Origin of the sequence: Microbacterium sp. NPDC057741, from assembly GCF_042798735.1 — a bacterium.
In the GTDB taxonomy this organism is placed as follows: domain Bacteria; phylum Actinomycetota; class Actinomycetes; order Actinomycetales; family Microbacteriaceae; genus Microbacterium.
Genome location: NZ_JBHVJW010000001.1, coordinates 1,403,398 through 1,422,484 on the forward strand (window position 1 = coordinate 1,403,398; position 19,087 = coordinate 1,422,484).

The 19,087-nt window shown below is 70.2% G+C and carries 15 protein-coding genes; 9 read left to right on the forward strand and 6 right to left on the reverse strand.

Annotation, left to right across the window (positions count from 1 at the left end; all coding sequences use genetic code 11):
* Positions 1-140: 140 nt before the first annotated feature.
* From pdhA to ACFVDO_RS06805, 4 genes are read left to right on the forward strand one after another with little or no spacing between them, the layout of a single operon-like run.
* Positions 141-1,241: a pyruvate dehydrogenase (acetyl-transferring) E1 component subunit alpha gene (gene pdhA, locus ACFVDO_RS06790; RefSeq protein ID WP_378859109.1), complete on the forward strand. Its 1,101-nt coding sequence runs from the start codon at positions 141-143 to the stop codon at positions 1,239-1,241.
* A complete protein-coding gene (locus ACFVDO_RS06795) occupies positions 1,238-2,260 on the forward strand; it encodes an alpha-ketoacid dehydrogenase subunit beta (protein ID WP_378859108.1) in 1,023 nt (340 codons plus the stop codon). Before pdhA ends, ACFVDO_RS06795 begins: the two co-directional genes overlap by 4 nt.
* Entirely contained in the window at positions 2,257-3,978 is a 1,722-nt protein-coding gene (locus ACFVDO_RS06800) for a 2-oxo acid dehydrogenase subunit E2 (protein ID WP_378859107.1), read from the forward strand. The genes ACFVDO_RS06795 and ACFVDO_RS06800 overlap by 4 nt, the downstream gene beginning before the upstream one ends.
* 41 nt (positions 3,979-4,019) lie before the next feature.
* Positions 4,020-4,466, forward strand: coding sequence for a protein-tyrosine phosphatase family protein (locus tag ACFVDO_RS06805; RefSeq protein ID WP_378859106.1), 447 nt, complete (start codon positions 4,020-4,022; stop codon positions 4,464-4,466).
* Between the two features lie 2 nt (positions 4,467-4,468).
* Here the strand turns inward: ACFVDO_RS06805 and ACFVDO_RS06810 are convergent, their stop codons facing one another.
* Both ACFVDO_RS06810 and ACFVDO_RS06815 read right to left on the reverse strand, forming a co-directional pair.
* Entirely contained in the window at positions 4,469-6,556 is a 2,088-nt protein-coding gene (locus ACFVDO_RS06810) for a RecQ family ATP-dependent DNA helicase (protein WP_378859105.1), read from the reverse strand.
* 50 nt (positions 6,557-6,606) lie between these two features.
* Entirely contained in the window at positions 6,607-7,116 is a 510-nt protein-coding gene (locus tag ACFVDO_RS06815; protein ID WP_378859104.1) for a phosphoribosyltransferase, read from the reverse strand.
* A gap of 142 nt (positions 7,117-7,258) precedes the next feature.
* On the opposite strand from ACFVDO_RS06815, the gene ACFVDO_RS06820 reads away from it, so the two are divergent.
* Entirely contained in the window at positions 7,259-8,965 is a 1,707-nt protein-coding gene (locus tag ACFVDO_RS06820) for a thiamine pyrophosphate-binding protein (protein ID WP_378859103.1), read from the forward strand.
* A gap of 133 nt (positions 8,966-9,098) precedes the next feature.
* Here ACFVDO_RS06820 and allB read toward each other — a convergent pair whose 3' ends face one another.
* Positions 9,099-10,499 (reverse strand): allantoinase AllB, encoded by a 1,401-nt coding sequence (allB, locus tag ACFVDO_RS06825; RefSeq protein ID WP_378859102.1) that lies wholly within the window; start codon positions 10,497-10,499, stop codon positions 9,099-9,101.
* A gap of 81 nt (positions 10,500-10,580) precedes the next feature.
* Positions 10,581-12,434, reverse strand: coding sequence for an FAD-dependent monooxygenase (locus tag ACFVDO_RS06830; RefSeq protein WP_378859101.1), 1,854 nt, complete (start codon positions 12,432-12,434; stop codon positions 10,581-10,583).
* 81 nt (positions 12,435-12,515) lie between these two features.
* Here ACFVDO_RS06830 and ACFVDO_RS06835 point away from each other — a divergent pair, with 81 nt between their 5' ends.
* Positions 12,516-13,208 carry an IclR family transcriptional regulator gene (locus ACFVDO_RS06835; protein ID WP_378859100.1) on the forward strand — a complete coding sequence of 231 codons (693 nt, stop codon included), beginning with the start codon at positions 12,516-12,518 and terminating at the stop codon, positions 13,206-13,208.
* Positions 13,209-13,306: 98 nt separating this feature from the next.
* Here ACFVDO_RS06835 and ACFVDO_RS06840 read toward each other — a convergent pair whose 3' ends face one another.
* Positions 13,307-14,488 (reverse strand): FAD-dependent monooxygenase, encoded by a 1,182-nt coding sequence (locus tag ACFVDO_RS06840; RefSeq protein ID WP_378859099.1) that lies wholly within the window; start codon positions 14,486-14,488, stop codon positions 13,307-13,309.
* Between the two features lie 90 nt (positions 14,489-14,578).
* Between ACFVDO_RS06840 and ACFVDO_RS06845 the strand changes: the two genes are divergently transcribed.
* Positions 14,579-15,292 carry a TetR/AcrR family transcriptional regulator gene (locus ACFVDO_RS06845; RefSeq protein ID WP_378859098.1) on the forward strand — a complete coding sequence of 238 codons (714 nt, stop codon included), beginning with the start codon at positions 14,579-14,581 and terminating at the stop codon, positions 15,290-15,292.
* A gap of 145 nt (positions 15,293-15,437) precedes the next feature.
* On the opposite strand, the gene ACFVDO_RS06850 is transcribed toward ACFVDO_RS06845, so the two are convergent.
* Positions 15,438-16,820: an MFS transporter gene (locus ACFVDO_RS06850; RefSeq protein WP_378859097.1), complete on the reverse strand. Its 1,383-nt coding sequence runs from the start codon at positions 16,818-16,820 to the stop codon at positions 15,438-15,440.
* Positions 16,821-16,891: 71 nt separating this feature from the next.
* Between ACFVDO_RS06850 and ACFVDO_RS06855 the strand changes: the two genes are divergently transcribed.
* Together ACFVDO_RS06855 and ACFVDO_RS06860 are read left to right on the forward strand one after the other, a co-directional pair.
* Positions 16,892-18,406, forward strand: a complete 1,515-nt coding sequence (locus ACFVDO_RS06855; RefSeq protein WP_378859096.1) for a fumarylacetoacetate hydrolase family protein — start codon at positions 16,892-16,894, stop codon at positions 18,404-18,406.
* Entirely contained in the window at positions 18,403-19,071 is a 669-nt protein-coding gene (locus ACFVDO_RS06860) for a GntR family transcriptional regulator (protein WP_378859095.1), read from the forward strand. The genes ACFVDO_RS06855 and ACFVDO_RS06860 overlap by 4 nt, the downstream gene beginning before the upstream one ends.
* The last annotated feature ends 16 nt before the right edge of the window (positions 19,072-19,087 follow it).

Genomic DNA, 19,087 nt, shown 5'->3' on the forward strand with positions numbered 1-19,087 from the left:
TTCGTCGAGTTCTCGTGACAGTTTGTCATCCGATCGCGCCCGCGAGAAGCATCCGTCCATGAAATAGCCCTGCAGTCTGGATGATCGCTCGGGCAGCGCGCATGCTGGCGGGAGGAGACGTTCGGCAAGGAGGCGGAGCGATGACAGACATGCTCCCCCGGGAATCCCCGGTTCAGCTCATCGATGAGACGGGTGCGGCCCATGCCGACGAGCAGTATCGGATGCCGGCATCCGACGCGCTTCGCGAGGCGTACCGGATGCTCGTCGAAGGCAGGCGCCTGAACGAGCAGTGCACCGCGCTCGTGAAGCAGGGCCGCCTCGCGGTCTATCCGTCCTCGCACGGCCAGGAGGCCTGCCAGGTCGCGGCGTCGATGGTGCTCGGCGACGGCGACTGGCTGTTCCCCACCTATCGCGACACCGTCGCGGTGGTCGGCCGCGGCGTGCGCCCGTCCGATGCGATGGTCATGCTGCGCGGCGACTGGCATGCCGGCTACGACCCCGCGGTCTACGGCGTCGCCCCGCAGGCGACTCCCCTGGCGACCCAGCTGCTGCACGCAGTCGGCTTCGCGCAGGCCGCCAAGATGCGCGGGGAGGACACCGTCGTGCTCGCGCTCTGCGGCGACGGCGCCACCAGCGAGGGCGACTTCCACGAGGCGATGAACTTCGCCGCCGTTTTCCACGTGCCCGTGGTGTTCCTCGTGCAGAACAATGGCTTCGCGATCTCCGTGCCGCTGGCGCGGCAGACCGCAGCACCCTCGCTCGCGCACAAGGCGATCGGCTACGGGATGCCCGGGCAGCGGGTGGACGGCAACGACGTCGCCGCTGTGCTCTCGGTGCTCACCGACGCGATCGACCGCGCTCGCGCGGGCGGCGGCCCCTCGCTCGTCGAGGCGCACACCTACCGGATGCAGCCGCACACGAACGCCGACGACGACACCCGTTACCGGGAGCGTGAAGAGGTGCAGCAGTGGCTCGAGCGCGACCCGCTGATCCGCATGAAAGCCCACCTGCGGACATCCGGAGCACTCGACGACGATGTCGAGCAGACGATCCGTGAGGGCGCCGAGCGCATGGCATCCGAACTGCGCGATGCGATGAACGCCGATCCCGAGATCGACCCGGAGGACATGTTCCGCTGGGTGACCGCGCAGCGGTCGCCGCAGCTCGAGGAGCAGTGGGAACTGCTGCGCGGCGAGATCGAGCGGGCGCAGATGGCCACGACCGAAGGAGGCGCACGATGACGATCGCCGACGTGCGGACGACGGATGCCGCATCCGCCGCCACTCAGACCATGACGATGGCCGGCGCGCTGAACCGCGCTCTCGCCTACGCTCTGGCCGACAGCCGCGAGGTGCTGCTGTTCGGTGAGGACGTCGGAAAGCTCGGCGGGGTGTTCCGCATCACCGACGGTCTCGCCGCCCGGTTCGGTGAGGACCGCTGCTTCGACACCCCGCTCGCCGAGTCCGGCATCGTCGGCACCGCCGTCGGCATGGCGATGAACGGCATGCGCCCGGTCGTCGAGATGCAGTTCGACGCGTTCGCATACCCCGCGTTCGAACAGGTCGTCAGCCACGTCGCCAAGCTCGGCAACCGCACCCGCGGCGCGATCCGGCTGCCGATGGTGATCCGCATCCCGTTCGGCGGCGGCATCGGCGGCGTCGAGCACCACTGCGACTCGTCCGAGGCCTACTACGCCCACACGCCCGGGCTCACGGTCGTCACGCCGTCGAACCCGCAGGACGCGTACTCGCTGCTGCGCGCGGCGATCGATTCGCCCGACCCGGTGATCTTCCTCGAGCCGAAGAAGCTGTACTGGATGAAGGGCGAGGTCGACACCTCGCGGCGCACCGAGCTGGGCACCGCGCGCATTGTGCGCGACGGCACGGATGTCACGCTGCTGGCGTACGGCACCGCCGTGCCGGTCGCGCTGGAGGCGGCCGATGCCGCAGCAGAAGAGGGCCGCAGCGTGCAGGTCGTCGATGTGCGCTCGCTCTCGCCGTTCGACGACGCGACCGTGACCTCGGCTGTGCGCTCGACCGGCCGCGCTGTCGTGATCGCCGAGGCACCGGGGTACGTGTCTGTGGCGTCCGAGATCCAGGCGCGCGTGTCTGAACGCTGCTTCGAGCACCTCCAGGCGCCGGTGCGCAAGGTCACCGGGTTCGACGTGCCGTTCGCGCCGCCGAAGTTCGAGCACTGGTATCTGCCCGATGTCGACCGCGTACTCGACGCGATCGACACCCTGCACTGGGAGGACGAATGAGCGTCGCCACCGCCCGGATCTTCCGGCTGCCCGATCTGGGCGAGGGCCTCACCGAGGCCGGCCTCGTGCAATGGCTCGTCGCCGTCGGCGACACCGTGAGCGTCGACCAGCCGATCGCTGAGGTCGAGACCGCGAAGAGTGTCGTAGAGCTTCCGACGCCCTTCGCCGGTGTCGTCACCGCCCTGCACGGCACCGAGGGCGAGACGATCGCCGTAGGCGCACCGGTGCTGGAGGTCGCCGATGCCGCGGGCGCTGTCCCCTCGGGCCCCGCCCCCTCAGGCCCTGCTCCCTCGGGTCCTGCCACCTCGGGGCCCGCCGCCTCGGGTCCTGCCACCTCCGGTCCTGCTCCCTCGGGGCCTGCCTCGGGTCCTGAGCGAGCGGAGCGAGACGAAGGACGCTCAGACTCGGCCCTCCTCGAAGCTCACCGGCAGGAGGAGCAGGCCGGCTCCGGCAACGTCCTGATCGGCTACGGCACGCCGGAGCGCGCCGCCTCGGGCCGGCGCCGTCGTCCTTCCGTCCGCCCGGCCCCGACCCCGACCCCGACCCCGACCCCGGACCCCAACGCCATCCATGCGGGTGTCGCGCTGCGACACGCCGACGAGACTCGTCGTGCTCCGAAGATGGGTACGGCCCCGAAGGATGCCGGGCAGTCGGCCGCTCCCGCGTCAACGGATGCCGCCGACGAGACGGCTACCCGACGGCCGGCTGCTTCCCCGAACCGAACTTCGGAGCTCAGCGCACCCGGCCCGCGCGTCGCCCCCGTACACGCCGCAGGAGCGCTGCCCGCTCCGAAGCCGGGCACGCGCTCGACCCCGGTCGCCGTCCGCAACCCGATCGTCCGCCGCCTGGCTCGCGACCTCGGGCTCGACGTGAGCGCGATCGCCGCGACCGGCGTGGACGGCGCGGTCACCCGAGCCGACGTGCTGCGCGCCGCGGTGGACAAGGCAGTGGATCACGCAGCGGCTGCTCATGCGGCAACCGCCGGCGCGGCGTCCACGGGCGCCGCATCCGATCCCTCCGGTCTGGCGATCCGCTCGCAGGAGCCGCTGTCGCCGCTGCGGCGAGCAGCGAGCGCGACGCTGAGCCGCAGCCGGGCAGAGATCCCCGAGGCCACCGTGTGGCTCGACGTCGACGCGACCGAGCTCTGGAACGCCCGCCGCGACATGGCGCCCGAGGGCGGCCGTGCGCCGTCGATGACAGCGCTGGTGGCCCGGTTCACCCTGCTCGCGTTGGAGGACTTCCCGATCCTGGCATCGCGGTTGTCCCCCGACGCCACAGAGCTCACGGTGTTCGACGGCGTGAGCCTGGGCATCGCCGCGGACACCCCGCGAGGTCTGGTCGTGCCGGTGATCCCGCGCGCGCACGCTATGGATCTCGACGCCCTCGACGCCGCGGTGCGGGACGCCGCCGACGCGGCCCGCGCGGGCACGCTCGAGCCGTCACGGATGCGCGGCTCGACCTTCACCCTGAACAACTACGGCAGCCTGGGCGTGGACGGCTCGGCGGCGATCATCAATCCGCCGAACGTCGCGATCTTCGGCGTCGGCCGCATGATCGAGCGCCCCTGGGTCGTGGACGGGCAGATCGTGCCTCGCCGCATCGCGCAGCTCTCGCTGGTCTTCGACCACCGGGTCTGCGACGGCGGCTACGCCTCGGGCTTCCTGCGCCGTGTGACCGAGTTGATCGAGCATCCGCTCCGCGCTTTCGGGAGACTGTGACCGAGGCCGCACCGGGCCGCTCGGCGAGTAGCGTCGAGTTCGTGAGCGCATGGACGGACGAACCGGGCGTTGTGGAACTGCCGGATGGCCGACGCATCCGCGGCACCGGGTCGCGCAGACCGCGCGGCCCTGTGTCGCCTCCCGACTTCGCGGTCTTCCTTCTCGGTCGCGACCCCGCGCCCGAAGGGTGGGCGTACCGCTGGGTGCTATGGCGCGACTTCCGGCTGCCCGACTCGACCGAGGACGCGCTGGCTGCGCTGCGCGAGTCGTGGGAGCGGGCGGGTGAGCAGCGTGTCGAGATCGCCTGCGGAGGCGGCGTCGGACGAACCGGGTCAGCCGTGGCCCTCCTGGCGGTGATGAGCGGAATCCGACCCGAGCACGCCGTGTCGTGGGCCCGCACCCACTATCACCGGCGGGCCGTCGAGACGCGACGGCAGCGACGCTGGGTCGAGTCGACGGCCAGATCCATCGGCGCGCACCGCGACTGAACTCACCCGCGCAGCGCGAGTGCGAACGGCAGCACTGCCGTAGCGCCCGCCTGGCGCAGGGTGCGCGCGGCGACCGTCAGGGTCCAGCGGCTGTCTGCGAGGTCGTCGACCAGCAGCACCGGGCCCGCGGGGACATCCAGCCCATCGGCGGCGAACCGGTCCCAGACGCCCGCCAGCCGGAAGGCGCTGTTCCCGCCGGGCGCACCGGACGGGCCCCCGTTCGCGAAGCCGAGCTCACCCAGGTACGGCAGCCGGCCGATCTCGGCGAGGCCGCGCGCCAGGGAGCCGGTCAGTTGAGGCTTGGAGCGCGATGGCATCCCGACGACGGCGACCGGGCGCTCGTCCCAGCCCCACCCCGCGAGCACTCGTACGCAAGCCTGCAGCACCTGCGGGGGCATTGGCTGATCGGGCACGCCGGCCGCGAACAGCTCCCGCAGCGTGCCGCCCCAGCCGAGGTCGGTCAGCCGCGCCAGCGCCCGCCCCTCGGCGGCCTGCTCCTCCGCTCCGATCCGTCCCCGCACCGGCACGTCGAGCCGGTCGGCACCCGTGGGCCACTGCTTGCGAGGTTCGATCGGCACACCTACCCGGTCGAGCGACTCGGCCGCACTCGTCGAGGCATCCGCTGCGACAGCCGTCGGGAACCACACTCCCGCACAGTTGTCGCACCGCCCGCACGGCGCGGCCGTGGCGTCGTCCAGCGAGCGCTGCAGGAACTCCATCCGGCATCCGCCGGTCTGCTGGTACTCGATCATGTGCTGCTGCTCGGCTCGGCGCTCCGCGGCGATGCGCTCGTATCGCTCGGCATCGTAGGTCCACGGCGCGCCGGTTGCGACCCAACCGCCCTGCACGCGCCGGACCGCGCCATCGACGTCGAGCACTTTGAGCAGCAGCTCGAGCGGCGTGCGCCTGATGTCGGCCCTCGCCTCCAGCGCTGGTGTCGAGATCGGCTCATCGCCGAGAGCCGCGATCACGCGCTCGGCTCGCTCGCGATCGGGCATCGATGCGGTCGCGAAGTAGTGCCAGATGTCGCGGTCCTCCACGCCGGGAAGCAGCAGCACGTCGGCGCTGTCACTGGCGCGACCGGCTCGGCCGACCTGTTGGTAGTAGGCCACCGGCGACGACGGCGCACCGAGGTGCAGCACGAATCCCAGGTCGGGCTTGTCGAATCCCATACCGAGCGCGCTGGTGGCGATGAGCGCCTTCACCTCATTGCGCTTCAGCAGACCCTCGGACTCCTCGCGCTCCTCGGCATCCGTCTGGCCGGTGTAGGCGCGCACGTCGTGACCGTGCTCGCGCAGCAGTCGCGCGGTGTCGACCGCGGCCGCGACCGTCAGCGTGTAGATGATGCCGGATCCCGGCAGGTCGTCGAGATGGCTGAGCAGCCATGCCAGCCTGCTCGCCGCATTGGGCAGCTGCAGCACGCCGAGGCGCAGCGAGGCACGCGCCAGCGGACCGCGGATCGTCAGCACGTCCGCACCGCCGAGCTGCTCCGCGACATCCGCGACGACGCGACTGTTCGCGGTCGCGGTCGTGGCCAGCACCGGAACGTCGGCCGGCATCTGCGCGATCAGGTCGCGCAGCCGCCGGTAGTCCGGCCGGAAGTCATGGCCCCAGTCGCTGATGCAGTGCGCCTCGTCGACCACGAGCATGCCGATCCGCTGCACCAGCGTGGGCAGACGCTGCTCGCGGAAGGCCGGGTTGTTCAGCCGTTCCGGTGAGACCAGCAGCACGTCGACCTCGTCACGGTCGAGCCGGGCCAGCACGTCGTCCCACTCGTGCGCGTTCGTGGAGTTGATCGCCACCGCGCGTACGCCGGCGCGCTCGGCCGCGCTGATCTGGTCGCGCATCAGCGCGAGAAGAGGCGACACGAGTACGGTCGGCCCCGCGCCCTGACGTCGCAGCAGCAGCGTCGCCACGAAGTACACCGCCGACTTGCCCCACCCGGTGCGCTGCACGACCAGCGCGCGTCGGCGCTCGGCGACGAGCGCCTCGATCGCCTCGTACTGCCCGTCGTGGAAGTCGGCATCGGGGCGCCCGACGAGGTCGCGCAGGGCGGCGAGGGCTGCATCACGAGTGGCGGAGGAGGTCATGCCTCCACCCTGCCGCACTGCGCCGACACGAGTGCCGCGTTGTCCACAGGTCAGGCGGTCGGCGGCAGGCCGAGATCCTCTTCGCGCACGGTGCCCTTGAACGACCACGGGAAGTCGATCCAGAGATCGGTGTCCTTCCAGGCGTAGTCGGGCTGGATGATCGTGGTCGGCTTCGTGTAGATCGTCACCGATCGCACATCCGCACCCTTGTCCTGCAGCAGCTGCACGGCCAGGGCCAGAGTGCGACCGGAGTCGGCCACGTCGTCGACGAGCAGCACGCGCCGCCCGTTCAGATAGTCCATGTCGAGTTCGGGCGGCAGCACCTCAGGAGCGTCCAGCACCGTGCCGATGCCGGTGTAGAACTCCATGTTGATCGCGCCGCAGTTCTTCGCACCGAGGCCGTACGCGATGGCGCCGGCCGGCAGCAGCCCGCCGCGGGCGATCGCCACGACCACCTCGGTCTCGAAGCCGCTGTCCAGGATGCGGCGGGCGAGATCCCGCGTCGCCTCACCGAATCCGTCCCAGGTGAGCGTCTCGCGCTCGATCACTGCATCCGTCATGAACCCATTGTGGTGCATTTAGAATCGGAAAGTCCGGCTGCGCAGCCGGTGCCCGAAAAAGGGGCACGAAGCACTCCGCGGCCCAGACGAGTGGCGAGACACATACGGAATCCTCATCCGTCCTGTTTCGAAAGGCTCAGTCATGCCCACCGTCTCCGCGCACGTCGCGCTCACCATCGCCCGCCACATCGACCACGTCTTCGGCGTGATGGGCAACGGCAACGCCTATTTCCTCGACGCGCTCGAGAAGCAGACGGATGCCACCTACACGGCCGTCCGTCACGAGCAGGGCGCCGTCGTCGCGGCCGACGCGCACTTCCGCGCCTCCGGCCGCATCGCCGCCGCCACGACCACCTACGGCGCCGGCTTCACGAACACGCTCACCGCGCTGGCCGAGTCGGTGCAGGCGCACATCCCGCTCGTGCTCGTCGTCGGCGACGAGCCCACCTCGGGTCCGCGCCCCTGGGACGTCGACCAGATCGCCCTCGCCTCGGGCGTCGGGGCGCGCACGTACACCGTCGGACATGCGGATGCCGCGGCCACGGTCGTCATCGCGATCGAGCACGCCCTCACCTATCGCGTGCCCGTCGTCCTCGCGATCCCCTACGACGTCGCCACACTCGACGCCGGCGAGGTGCCCGAGGGCGACGGCCCCCGCATCCCCGCCCCGCTCGCGCCGCGCGGTGAGTTCGCCGATGGGATGCTGGACGAGATCGCGTCCGCCCTAGCCGGCGCCGAGCGGCCGTTCCTGCTCGCCGGCCGCGGAGCCTGGCTGGCCGGCGCCGGCGAGGCGCTGGGCGAGCTCGCCGCGCTGACCGGCGCCCTGACCGCCTCGTCCGCGCTCGGCCGCGGCATCTTCCCCGAGCAGCAGTACGACCTCGGCGTCACCGGAGGCTTCGGTGCGGACGGCGCCATGGCTCTGGTGCACGAGGCAGACGTGGCTGTCGTGTTCGGAGCATCCCTCAACCAGTTCACGATGCGATTCGGTGAGCTGTTCGCGCCCGGCACCCGGGTGTTCCAGGTGGATGTCGCGCCCGCCGCGACCCACGCGCACGTCGGCGGCTTCGTGCGGGCGGATGCCCGAGTCGCGGCCGAGTCGCTCGTCGAGCGCGTGCGCGCTCTGCCGGTCGTCGAGCGAGCGGAGCGAGACGAGACGCGCCACGCCCCTTCGGCAGGCTCAGCGCGCCAGCATCCCTGGCGCGAGACCGTCGACGTCGCAGCCGCACGCGCTTACGACCCGGGCGACGACGTCGCAGCCGACGGCCGCCTCGACCCCCGCTCCGCAGCGCGGCGCATCGCCGAGCTGCTGCCCGAGGACCGCGTGGTCGTCTCGGATGGCGGGCACTTCATCGGCTGGGCGAACATGTACTGGCCGGTCGCATCGCCCGACCGCATGATGATGATCGGCACCGCCTTCCAGGCCATCGGCCAGGGCTGGCCGAGCGTCGTCGGTGCCACCCGCGCCCGGCCCGAGTCGACCGTGGTGCTCACCAGCGGCGACGGCGGTGGACTGATGGCGATCGCCGACCTCGAGTCGGCCGTGCGCGCCGCCGGCGGACGCGGCGTGGCCGTGGTCTGGAACGACGCCGCCTACGGTGCCGAGGTCAACCTTTACGGGTTGAAGGGCCTCGCCGAGCAGCCGATGCTCATCCCCCAGGTCGACTTCGCGGCCTTCGCCGCGGCCGTCGGCGCCGAGGGCGTCGCGGTGCACACGCTCGCCGACCTGGATCGCCTCGCGAGCTGGACGGCCGAGGACCCGGCATCCCGTCGCTTCCTCGTGCTGGACCTGCGCGTCTCCGGCGGCGTGATCGCGCCGTATCAGCACGAGATCATCCGCGTGAACTCCTGACGCTTCGTCGCCGAGACGGAAGGATGCCCGGACCCGCCCCGCAGGGGTGAGTCCGGGCATCCTTCCTTCGTCACTTCGTCTCGCTGCGCTCGCTCAGTACGGCGCTCGCTTCGCTCGCTCAGGAGCCGAGACGTCAGTCCTCGGTCGTCATGCCGCGGCGCAGCAGGCGACCGCGCGGGGTCTCGAAGTCGATGACCTCGCCGTGCAGCCAGGTCTTGCGCACCTTGCCTGCCAGGGCCTTGCCGTTATAGGGCGTGAGCTGGTTCTTGTGGTACAGCTTCGTGACGTCGACGACGTACGCGTCGTCGGCAGCGAAGATCGAGAAGTCGGCGTCGTAGCCCGGCGCAATGCGGCCCTTGCCGGTGAGGCCGGCGAACTGCGCGGGCTTCTCGCTCATCCACTCCACGACGGTCTCAAGCGACAGACCGCGCTGGCGCGCCTCGGTCCAGATCAGCGAGAGGCCGAGCTGCAGCGACGCGACGCCGCCCCAGGCCACGGCGAAGTCGCCGTTCTCGAGGTCCTTCAGGTCGAGGGTCGAGGGCGAGTGGTCCGAGACGATGAAATCGATGGTGCCGTCTTCGAGCCCCTGCCAGAGCAGCTCCCGGTTACCCGCCTCACGGATCGGCGGGCAGCACTTGAACGCGGTCGCGCCGTGCGGAATCTCCTCGGCCGTCAGAGTCAGGTAGTGCGGGCAGGTCTCGACCGTGATCTTCAGGCCGTCGTGCTTGGCGGTGCGCAGCATCGCCAGAGCATCCGACGACGAGAGGTGCAGGATGTGCGCGCGGCCGCCGGTCCAGCGGGCGCGCTCGATGACCTCGGCGATGGCGAGGTTCTCGGCGCCGCGCGGACGGGATGCCAGGAACTTGCTGTAATCGTCGCCCTCGGGCTGCGGCGCGCGGTCGATCGCGCGGGAGTCCTCGGCGTGCACGATCATCACCGAATCGAACTTCTTCAGCTCGCGCATGTCCTTCTCGAGCTCGTCCGGGTCCAGCGGCGGGAACTCGTCGACGCCGGAGTGCAGCAGGAAGCTCTTGAAGCCGAACACGCCGGCGTCGTGCAGCGGACGCAGGTCGTCGGTGTTGCCCGGGATCGCGCCGCCCCAGAAGCCCACGTCGACGTGCACCTGGTCGCGCGCGACCGCGCGCTTGGTGTTCAGCGCATCGACACTGACGGTCGGCGGGATGCTGTTCAGCGGCATGTCCACGATGGTGGTGACGCCGCCGGCGGCTGCGGCGCGGGTGGCCGAGGCGAAGCCCTCCCACTCGGTGCGGCCGGGCTCGTTGACGTGCACGTGCGTGTCGACCAGACCGGGGATCAGCGTCTCGTCGTCCTGGAGTTCGATGATCTCGGCGCCCTGCAGGTTGTTGCCGTAGGGCTGCATCGCCACGATCTTGCCGTGCCGGACGCCGACCTCGCGCGGGACGATGCCTGCGGTGGTCAGCACACGCTGGCCGCGGATCACCAGGTCGTAGTGCTCACCGGTCGGGTCGAGCGACACCGCTCCGGCATCCTGGTCTTCGGTGGTGTGCGACATGCACGGGTCCCTTCTCTGCGACGACTTGCCTATCGTAACCGATATTCCGGTATGCGAGAACCCGATTCCGCATAAAGAGATTCAGGATGCCGCGAGAAATGCTCCTTCGAAGAAGGATGCCAGCTCGTCGCGAGCCTGCAGTGGCAGGATCGCCGCGACGTACTGGTCGGGTCGCACGACGACCACGACACCGTCGCGGGACAGCCCGCGCTCGTCGAAGATGTCGCTGCGGCACCACGCGTTCGGCGCAGCGGAGTAGACCTTCTCCCAGTCGGTCAGGCCGAGCGGGCCGGTCTTCGGCTGCAGCACGTCGGGAACATCGGGCAGGTCGATCTCCTCGAAGGCCTGCTGGTAGATCGCCTTCACATCGAACACCGCATCGAGGTCTGCGTCGGCCGGTGTGAACTTCGCGATCTCGCCGCCGATCCATGCCGCCCAGTCGTCCAGGGCAGCGCCGGAGCGGTCACCGAAGCCGTACACGCGCCAGCGGCCGTCGGCCTTGGCGTGGTGCCCGAGGTGCACGACGTTCCCGTCGCAGACCCGCACCACCTCGGCGGACTTGAAGCGTCGGCCGAGCGGGAAGCCCGTGGCCAGCTCCTGCCGCGAGGCATCCGCGACGATCATCGACGGCTGGTACTCGGTCATGAAGCCGGACGGGAACTCGGCGGTGCCGAGGTAGAAGGTCGCGAGCTCCTGCGGGTCGGAGATCTCCTCCGGCTTGCGCGCCATCAGCGAGGACCACTCCTTGTCGAAGTCGATCAGCTGCTGCGCGACGGGACGGCGCTCCGATGCATACGTCTCCAGCAGCTCCTGCGGCGAGCGCCCGGTGAGCACGGCCCCGAGCTTCCAGCCCAGGTTGAACCCGTCTTGCATCGACACGTTCATGCCCTGGCCGGCCTTTGCGCTGTGCGTGTGGCAGGCGTCGCCGGTGAGGAAGACGCGCGGATGCCGGTCGCTCTCGAGCACGTCGTCGAAGCCGTCGGTGACCCGGTGACCGACCTCGTAGACGCTGTGCCAGGCGACCTCCTTCACGTCGAGCGTGTAGGGGTGCAGGATCTCGTTCGCCCTGCGGATGATCTCCTCGATCGGCGTGGAGCGCACCTGGTGGTTGTCGTCGTCGGCGACGGCGCCGAGGTCGATGTACATCCGGCTGAGGTAGCCGCCCTCGCGCGGGATGTGCAGGATGTTGCCCGCCTCGGCGTTGATCGCACACTTGGTGCGCCAGTCCGGGAAGTCGGTGTTCACCAACACATCCATGACGCCCCAGGCGTGCGCGGAGATGCCGCCCACGTGCTTGCGGCCGATGGCCTCGCGGACGCCGCTGCGGGCCCCGTCGCAGCCGGCGACGTACTTCGCGCGGATGGTGCGGTCGCCGGTCGCCGTGCGCACCTGCACCTCGACCGGGTACTCCCCCGCCTCGTGCACCGTGAGCCCGGTGAACTCCACGCCGTAGTCGGGCACGATCCGCCCTGGGCCGTTGAGCGCGGCCTCGGCGAAGTAGTCCAGCACGCGGGCCTGGTTCACGATCAGGTGCGGGAACTCGCTGATCTTGTACCCGTAGTCCTCGGTGCGGCTGGTGCGGATGATGTTCTCGGGGTTCTCCGGATCCGGACCCCAGAAGTTCATCCAGCCGATGTTGTACGCCTCGGCGACGATGCGCTCCGCGAAGCCGAACGCCTGGAAGGTCTCGACGCTGCGCGGCTGGATGCCGTCGGCCTGGCCGAGCACCAGGCGACCTTCGCGCTTCTCGATGATGCGCGTGACCACGTCGGGGTACTGCGACATCTGCGCCGCCAGCAGCATGCCCGCTGGGCCCGAGCCGACGATCAGCACGTCGACCTCGTCGGGCAGGTCGGCGGGACGCTCGATCCCGGTGCCGGATGCCGGAAGCACCCGCGGGTCGCCGGAGACGTAGCCGTGGTGATGGAACTGCATCGTCGTCGATTCCTTCCAAGTGTTCTATATTCGAACACAGAGTTCTACTATTGAACAGATCGTATATGAAAGGCAGACTCCTTGGCCACCCCCGCCTCCCAGACCCTCAGCCGCGGCATCCGGATCCTGGAGATCCTCGCCGACGGCCCCGGCGCCCTGTCGATCGACGACGTGGCCACGCAGCTCGAGGTGCACCGCTCGATCGCGTACCGGCTGCTGCGCACCCTGGAGGACCACGGACTCGTGTCGCGGGACGCCGCGGGGCAGGTCGCGCTCGGGCCGCGGATGGCCGCGCTGGCCGCCGGTGTCGCGCACGACCTGCAGGCCGAGGCACTCCCCGAGCTCACGGCCGTCGCCAACGAGCTCGGCCAGACCGCGTTCCTCGTGGTGCTCGACGGTGACGAGTGCATCACCCTCACCAGCGTCGAGCCGCGGCACTCCGTCGCGAATGTCGCGCAGCGGCCTGGAGCCCGGCATCCGGTCACCGTCGGCGCACCCGGCAAGACCGTCCTCGCGCAGCTGCCGGATGCCGAGTGGCCGGCAGTCGACGACACTCTGCGCACCCAGATCGCCGAGGCCCGCCGGCGCGGATACGCGACCAGCCACGACGAGGTGATCCCGACCGTGCGGTCGGTCGCGGTGCCGCTCCCGCTGCGCGGCAAGCGCCCCGCGGCCCTCGCGGTCGTGCACGTCGCCTCCCGATTCAGCGACGCCGAGATCGCCGAGCGCCTGCAGCGCTCCGCGGCGACCATCCGCGAGTCGCTCGGCGGCTGAACCCGGCATCCGCCGCAGCGGAACCGTGGACAACTGCAGAATCTCGGATCCCCCCTGGAGACCTCCGAGATCGTGCAGATCTCCGACGGGATGCCCCCTCAGACCAGCCGGTAGTCCGGCAGACTGTCGTCGGTGGCGAACACATCCGTCATCCAGAGCATGCTCCGGTACATCAGGCGGTTCGAGAACGTCCAGTTCCGCATCCGGATGCGGCGCTCGGACGGCGGCGCGAGGAACGGGCCGGCGTTACCCGCGCGGGCGATCTTCGTCGGCTTGCGCATCCGCCTGTCATAGGCCGCGAACGCCGCCTCATGATCCCCGCCTGCCGCGACGAGTTCGCCCGCCAGCACGTACGAGCCGAGCAGGGCGAGTCCGGTGCCGAAGCCACCGAGGGTGTTCGCGTACCCGGCATCGCCGACGAGCGCGGTGCGACCGCGGGTGAAAGTCGACATCCGAGTGCGGGTCAGCGCGTCCAGATAGAGGTCCGGATCGGTGCGCGCCGCCTTCAGCGCCTGAGGAGTCCGCCACCGGCCGTCAGCGAACGCCGACTCGAGGAACGCCCGCTGGGACTCGAGGTCCTTGCGGTCGTAGTCCGCGCTCGCAGCGCGGAAGACGAACAGTGCCGGCGCCTTCTGCCCGCCCAGCAGCACGAGGCGATCCGGGGTGTTGTACCCGTATGCCACCGCCCGACCGCTCGGGAGCGCCGTCTCGAGCCCGTCCATCGGCACGTGCCCGCTCGCGACGGCGTAGTAATAGCCGCGCGATTCGACGAACTCGTCTTCCGGGCCGAAGGCCAATCGGCGCACTGCGGAGTGCACGCCGTCCGCGCCGATCACCAGATCGAATCGCTCCGCCGCTCGGGAGGCGAACGACACGTCGACACCGCCGGATGTCTCGACCATCGATGTGATCTCGTCGCCGAACACGTACTCGGCATCCTCCGCCGACCGGCGATGCAGGATGCCGGCGAGGTCACCGCGCAGGATCTCGACGTCGCCGCCGATGAACTCCCCCGGCACGACGGCGTTCACGCGGTCGTGCTCGTCGACCATCCGCCAATCGGTCTTGGCGGTCTGATGGGCGTGCACCTCGTCGAGGATGCCCATGCGCGTGAGCAGTTCGCGATGGGTGCGTCCCTTGAAATCGACGGCCTGACCGCCGGGCCGTACGCCCGGCGCCTTCTCCACGACGGTCACGTCGAAGCCGTTGCGCCCCAGCCACCCGGCCAGTGCAGGGCCGGCGATGCTTGCCCCGGAGATGAGGATCTTCTTCGTACTCATGAGCAGCTCCTTCGTCAGAAATAATTGCGTCCTTGGGACACAATAACTAATCGCGTACGCTGGACGCAATAACTTCTTCGAGGAGGTCGGATGGCTGATCAGGACGACTCCGCCGGAGCCGGCGTGCTGTGGAGCACCCCTGCGCCGGCACGCCGAGGACCGAAGCCTAGGCACACCCTCGACGGCATCGCCGAGGCCGCATCCGCGATAGCCGACGCCGAAGGGCTGGATGCCGTCACGATGCAGCGCGTCGCCCAGCGCCTCGGCACGACGAAGATGGCGCTGTACCGCTATGTCGCCGGTCGCGCCGATCTGGATGCGGTGATCCTCGACCGCGCGTTGGGCGCCCCGCCGACGGACTCAGGAGCGACCTGGGAGGACGCGCTCACCGGCTGGACCCGCGCCCTGCACTCCCGGGCACTCGAGAGCCCGTGGACGGTCGAGCTGGCCCAGAGACCGCACGTGCCGGGGCCGGAGGAACTCACCTGGTACGAGCGCGGACTGGAAGCCACCGACGGCCTGTCGCTGACAGCGGGCGAGCGACTCGACCTCCTGGCGTTGCTCTCCGGTCACGCACTCTCGCTCGTGCGCCAGCAGGCGGGCTCGTCAGCCCCGGAGGAGGAACTGGCGTCGCGGCTCGGCCCCGTCCTCGCCGCGCGAGCCGAGCAGTATCCGCGCGCGGTCGCCGCCTTCGCCGAGGCAGGCCGGGATGGCTCCCGCGACGACGCCCTCCTGTTCGGCGTGCACCGCATCCTCGCCGGCGTGGCGGCATTGCTCGAGGAGCGTCGCGGCGCCTCGAACTGACGCCATCCATCGCGTCACGCCGACATGCGGAATCCCGGAGCCCCCAAGGAGAGGCATCCGGGATTCCGCCGATCCTCTCGCGCCACTCACGCTTTGACCCGCTGGGCGACTCAAAGCGTGAGCGGCGCGAGTGGACGTACCGAGGTCAGGCCTTCGACATGCCGTAGATCGGGCTCTTCGCCTGTTCGGCCTCGAAATCCGGGCCGAGCGGGATGCCGCTGCGGTCGCGCAGCAGCAGCGTGGCGGCGAGTCCGACCAGCGTCATTCCGGCCAGATACCAGGTGATGCCGGTCGTGGAATGCGTGTTCTGGAAGATCGCCTGCGCGATCAGCGGCGAGAACGCGCCGCCCAGGATCGCGCCGATCGCGTACGAGATCGAGACGCCGGAGAACCGGATCGACGCGGGGAACAACTCCGAATACAGCGCCGCCTGCGGGCCATAGGTGAAGCCGAGACCGACCGTGAGCACCACGAGGGCGACGGCGAGCGATCCGACTGTGCCGACGTTCACCATCGGGAACAGCAGGAACACACCGACCAGCTGCAGGATCCATCCCGCGATGTAGGTGTTGCGGCGACCGATGCGGTCGCTCAGCCACCCGCCGAGCCAGGTGAACACCAGCCAGGTGACGCCCGAGAGAGCGACGATCCAGAACACCGGGGCGGTGTCGAGGCCGATCGGACCCTTCGGGTCGGTTGCGTAGCGCTGCACGTAGCCGCCGGTGGTCATGTAGCCCACCGCGTTGTTGCCGGCGAAGACGAGCGCGGCGATGATCACGAGCAGGGCGTGCTTGCGGAACAGCTGCACGATCGGCATCCGCGTCTCCTCCTTGCGCTCGGCGATCTCCGTGAACACCGGGGACTCTTCCACGCGGCGGCGCACCCAGTAGCCGACCAGGATCAGCACGAACGAAAGCAGGAACGGCACGCGCCAGCCCCAGGCCAGGAACGCGTCACCGGGGGCGATCTGCGCCATCAGCGCGAGCATCATCGAGGCCAGCAGCAGGCCGATCGGCACGCCGATCTGCGGCGATGCGCCGAACACGCCGCGCTTCTTCTTCGGTGCGTGCTCCACCGCCATCAGCACCGCGCCGCCCCATTCGCCGCCCGCCGAGATGCCCTGCACGATGCGCAGGAAGATCAGCAGGATCGGCGCCCACACGCCGATCGCGGCGTGCGTGGGCAGCAGACCGACCAGGGTGGTCGATGCACCCATCAGCAGCAGCGTCAGCACGAGCATGGGGCGACGGCCGATCTTGTCGCCGAAGTGCCCGGCCAGGAATGCACCGAGCGGGCGGAACAGGAAGCTGACGCCGACCGTGAAGAACGAAACGATCTGGGCGAATTCCTCGCCCATCGGCTGGAAGAACAGGGTCGCGAACACGGTCGCCGCGGCGAACGCGTAGATGAAGAAGTCGTACCACTCGACCGTGGTGCCGACGACGGTGGCGAAGACGACGCGACGCCTGTCGCCGGGTGATGCGATGGTGCCGGTCGGGGTGAACCCGTCCTGATCTGTGCCGCTCATTCTCTCTCCTTCGAGGGTGACGTCCTTGTCGCGACTGCCGGAGAATCCGATGCTTGCCGCCGGGTATCAGGATGATATACGATTTCGAATACGACGCACAAGAGCCGCGCAAGGAGGCGCCCGTGAGCCAGCCGATCCCCCACCCGGGCAAGATCATCGCCATCCACCTGAGCTACGCCTCCCGCGCGGATCAGCGCGGCAGACGCCCCGCCGCCCCGTCCTACTTCTTCAAGCCGACCTCCTCGGTCGGCGCCTCCGGCGGCACCGTCGAGCGCCCCGCAGGCACCGAGCTGCTCGCCTTCGAGGGGGAGATCGCGCTCGTCATCGGCACTGCGGCCCGCCGCGTGACGCTCGAGGACGCCTGGTCGCACGTCGGCTGGGTCACCGCCTCGAACGACCTCGGTCTCTACGACCTGCGCGCGAACGACAAGGGGTCCAACGTGCGCTCCAAGGGCGGCGACGGCTACACGCCGCTCGGCCCGGAGTACCTCGACGCGCGTGCCGTCGACCCGAACGCGCTCCGCGTGCGCGCTTGGGTGAACGGCGAACTGCGCCAGGACGACACCTCGGCCGGCATGATCTTCCCGCTCGCCCAGTTGGTCGCCGACCTCTCCCAGCACTTCACGCTTCAGCCCGGAGATGTCATCCTCACCGGCACCCCGGCGGGTTCGTCGGTGATCGTGCCCGGCGATGTCGTCGAGATCGAGGTGGATGCTCCGGATGCCGGGCTCTCCTCCGGCCGGCTGACCACGACCGTGACCGAGGGCGACGCCCCGTTCGACGAGTCGCTCGGCTCGCTGCCCGCCGTCGACGACCTGCAGCGCACGGAGGCCTGGGGGTCCCGCGAGGAGGCCGGGCTGCCTCCGGTCGCCGAGCCTCCGGCGGATGCGGGAGCACTCTCCCCGGACCTCCGCGCCAAGCTCGACCTCGCCCCCACAGCCGGGCTCTCCAGCCAGCTGCGCAAGCGCGGGCTGCATTCCTGCTTCATCGACGGCGTGGCCGCGAACCTCCCCGGTACGAAGATCGTCGGCACCGCGAAGACCCTGCGCTTCGTCCCCGCCCGCGAGGACCTGTTCAAGATCCATGGCGGCGGCTACAACGCGCAGAAGCGCTGCTTCGATGAGATCCGCCCCGGCGAGGTCGTCGTGATCGAGGCCCGCGGCGAGGCCGGAACGGGCACGCTCGGCGACATCCTGGCGCTGCGCGCCAAGACCCTCGGCGCGGCCGGCGTGGTCACAGACGGCGGCGTTCGCGACTTCGACGCGGTCGCCGAGATCGGTCTGCCCGTCTTCTCGCAGGGCGCGCACCCATCCGTGCTCGGCCGCCGGCACGTGCCGTGGGACGTCGACGTGACCATCGCCTGCGGCGGCGCGACCGTGCAGCCCGGCGACATCATCGTCGGCGACGGCGACGGCGTGATCGTCATCCCCGCGAACCTCGCCGAGGAGGTCGCCGACGCGGCACTCGCGCAGGAGGACGAGGATGCCTGGATCGCCGATCAGGTCGCTGCGGGGCATCCGGTCGACGGTCTGTTCCCGATGAACGCCGAATGGCGCGCGAAGTACGACCAGCGGGACCGAACATGAGCATCCCCGCCCCGCCCACCAGCAAGTCCGAGGCCGCCTACGCCTGGATCCGCGAGCGCATCGCGAACCACGCGTTCGGCCCCGGCTACCGGCTGGTGCTCGGCGCGATCGCCGACGAGCTCGGCATGAGCGTCGTGCCCGTGCGCGAGGCGATCCGGCGACTCGAGGCCGAGGGGCTGGTCACCTTCGAGCGCAACGTGGGCGCCCGCGTCACCCTGGTCGACGAGAGCGAGTACGTGCACACGATGCAGACGCTCGGTCTGGTCGAGGGCGCCGCCACCGCGCTCTCCGCCCCGCTGCTGCTCGAGGACGACCTGGAGCGCGCCGACGAGATCAACGGCCGCATGCGGCATCTGCTCGACCACTTCGACGCGCACGCCTTCACGGCGCTGAACCGCGACTTCCACTCCGTGCTCTACGAGCCCTGCCCCAACCCGCACCTGCTCGATCTCGTGCACCGCGGATGGTCGCGGCTGTCCGGCATCCGCGACACGACGTTCGCGTTCGTGCCCGGCCGTGCGCAGCACTCCGTCGACGAGCACGTCGAGATCCTGCACCTGATCCGCACCGGCGCGGACCCGCTCGAGATCGAGCTGGCCGCGCGCAACCACCGCTGGCGCACGATGGAAGCCTTCCTCGATGCGCGGCATCCGAAGACCGCCTGACCCCCGAAGGATGATG

Bases quoted from the DNA above. Each gene is read 5' to 3' on its own strand.
- ACFVDO_RS06855 (WP_378859096.1), top strand. From the start codon at position 16,892: ATGATATACGATTTCGAATACGACGCACAAGAGCCGCGCAAGGAGGCG.
- ACFVDO_RS06795 (WP_378859108.1), top strand. From the start codon at position 1,238: ATGACGATCGCCGACGTGCGGACGACGGATGCCGCATCCGCCGCCACT.
- ACFVDO_RS06860 (WP_378859095.1), top strand. From the start codon at position 18,403: ATGAGCATCCCCGCCCCGCCCACCAGCAAGTCCGAGGCCGCCTACGCC.
- ACFVDO_RS06830 (WP_378859101.1), bottom strand. From the start codon at position 12,434: ATGCAGTTCCATCACCACGGCTACGTCTCCGGCGACCCGCGGGTGCTT.
- ACFVDO_RS06815 (WP_378859104.1), bottom strand. From the start codon at position 7,116: ATGACGGATGCAGTGATCGAGCGCGAGACGCTCACCTGGGACGGATTC.
- ACFVDO_RS06840 (WP_378859099.1), bottom strand. From the start codon at position 14,488: ATGAGTACGAAGAAGATCCTCATCTCCGGGGCAAGCATCGCCGGCCCT.
- ACFVDO_RS06800 (WP_378859107.1), top strand. From the start codon at position 2,257: ATGAGCGTCGCCACCGCCCGGATCTTCCGGCTGCCCGATCTGGGCGAG.
- ACFVDO_RS06820 (WP_378859103.1), top strand. From the start codon at position 7,259: ATGCCCACCGTCTCCGCGCACGTCGCGCTCACCATCGCCCGCCACATC.
- ACFVDO_RS06850 (WP_378859097.1), bottom strand. From the start codon at position 16,820: ATGAGCGGCACAGATCAGGACGGGTTCACCCCGACCGGCACCATCGCA.
- ACFVDO_RS06845 (WP_378859098.1), top strand. From the start codon at position 14,579: ATGGCTGATCAGGACGACTCCGCCGGAGCCGGCGTGCTGTGGAGCACC.
- pdhA (WP_378859109.1), top strand. From the start codon at position 141: ATGACAGACATGCTCCCCCGGGAATCCCCGGTTCAGCTCATCGATGAG.
- allB (WP_378859102.1), bottom strand. From the start codon at position 10,499: ATGTCGCACACCACCGAAGACCAGGATGCCGGAGCGGTGTCGCTCGAC.
- ACFVDO_RS06810 (WP_378859105.1), bottom strand. From the start codon at position 6,556: ATGACCTCCTCCGCCACTCGTGATGCAGCCCTCGCCGCCCTGCGCGAC.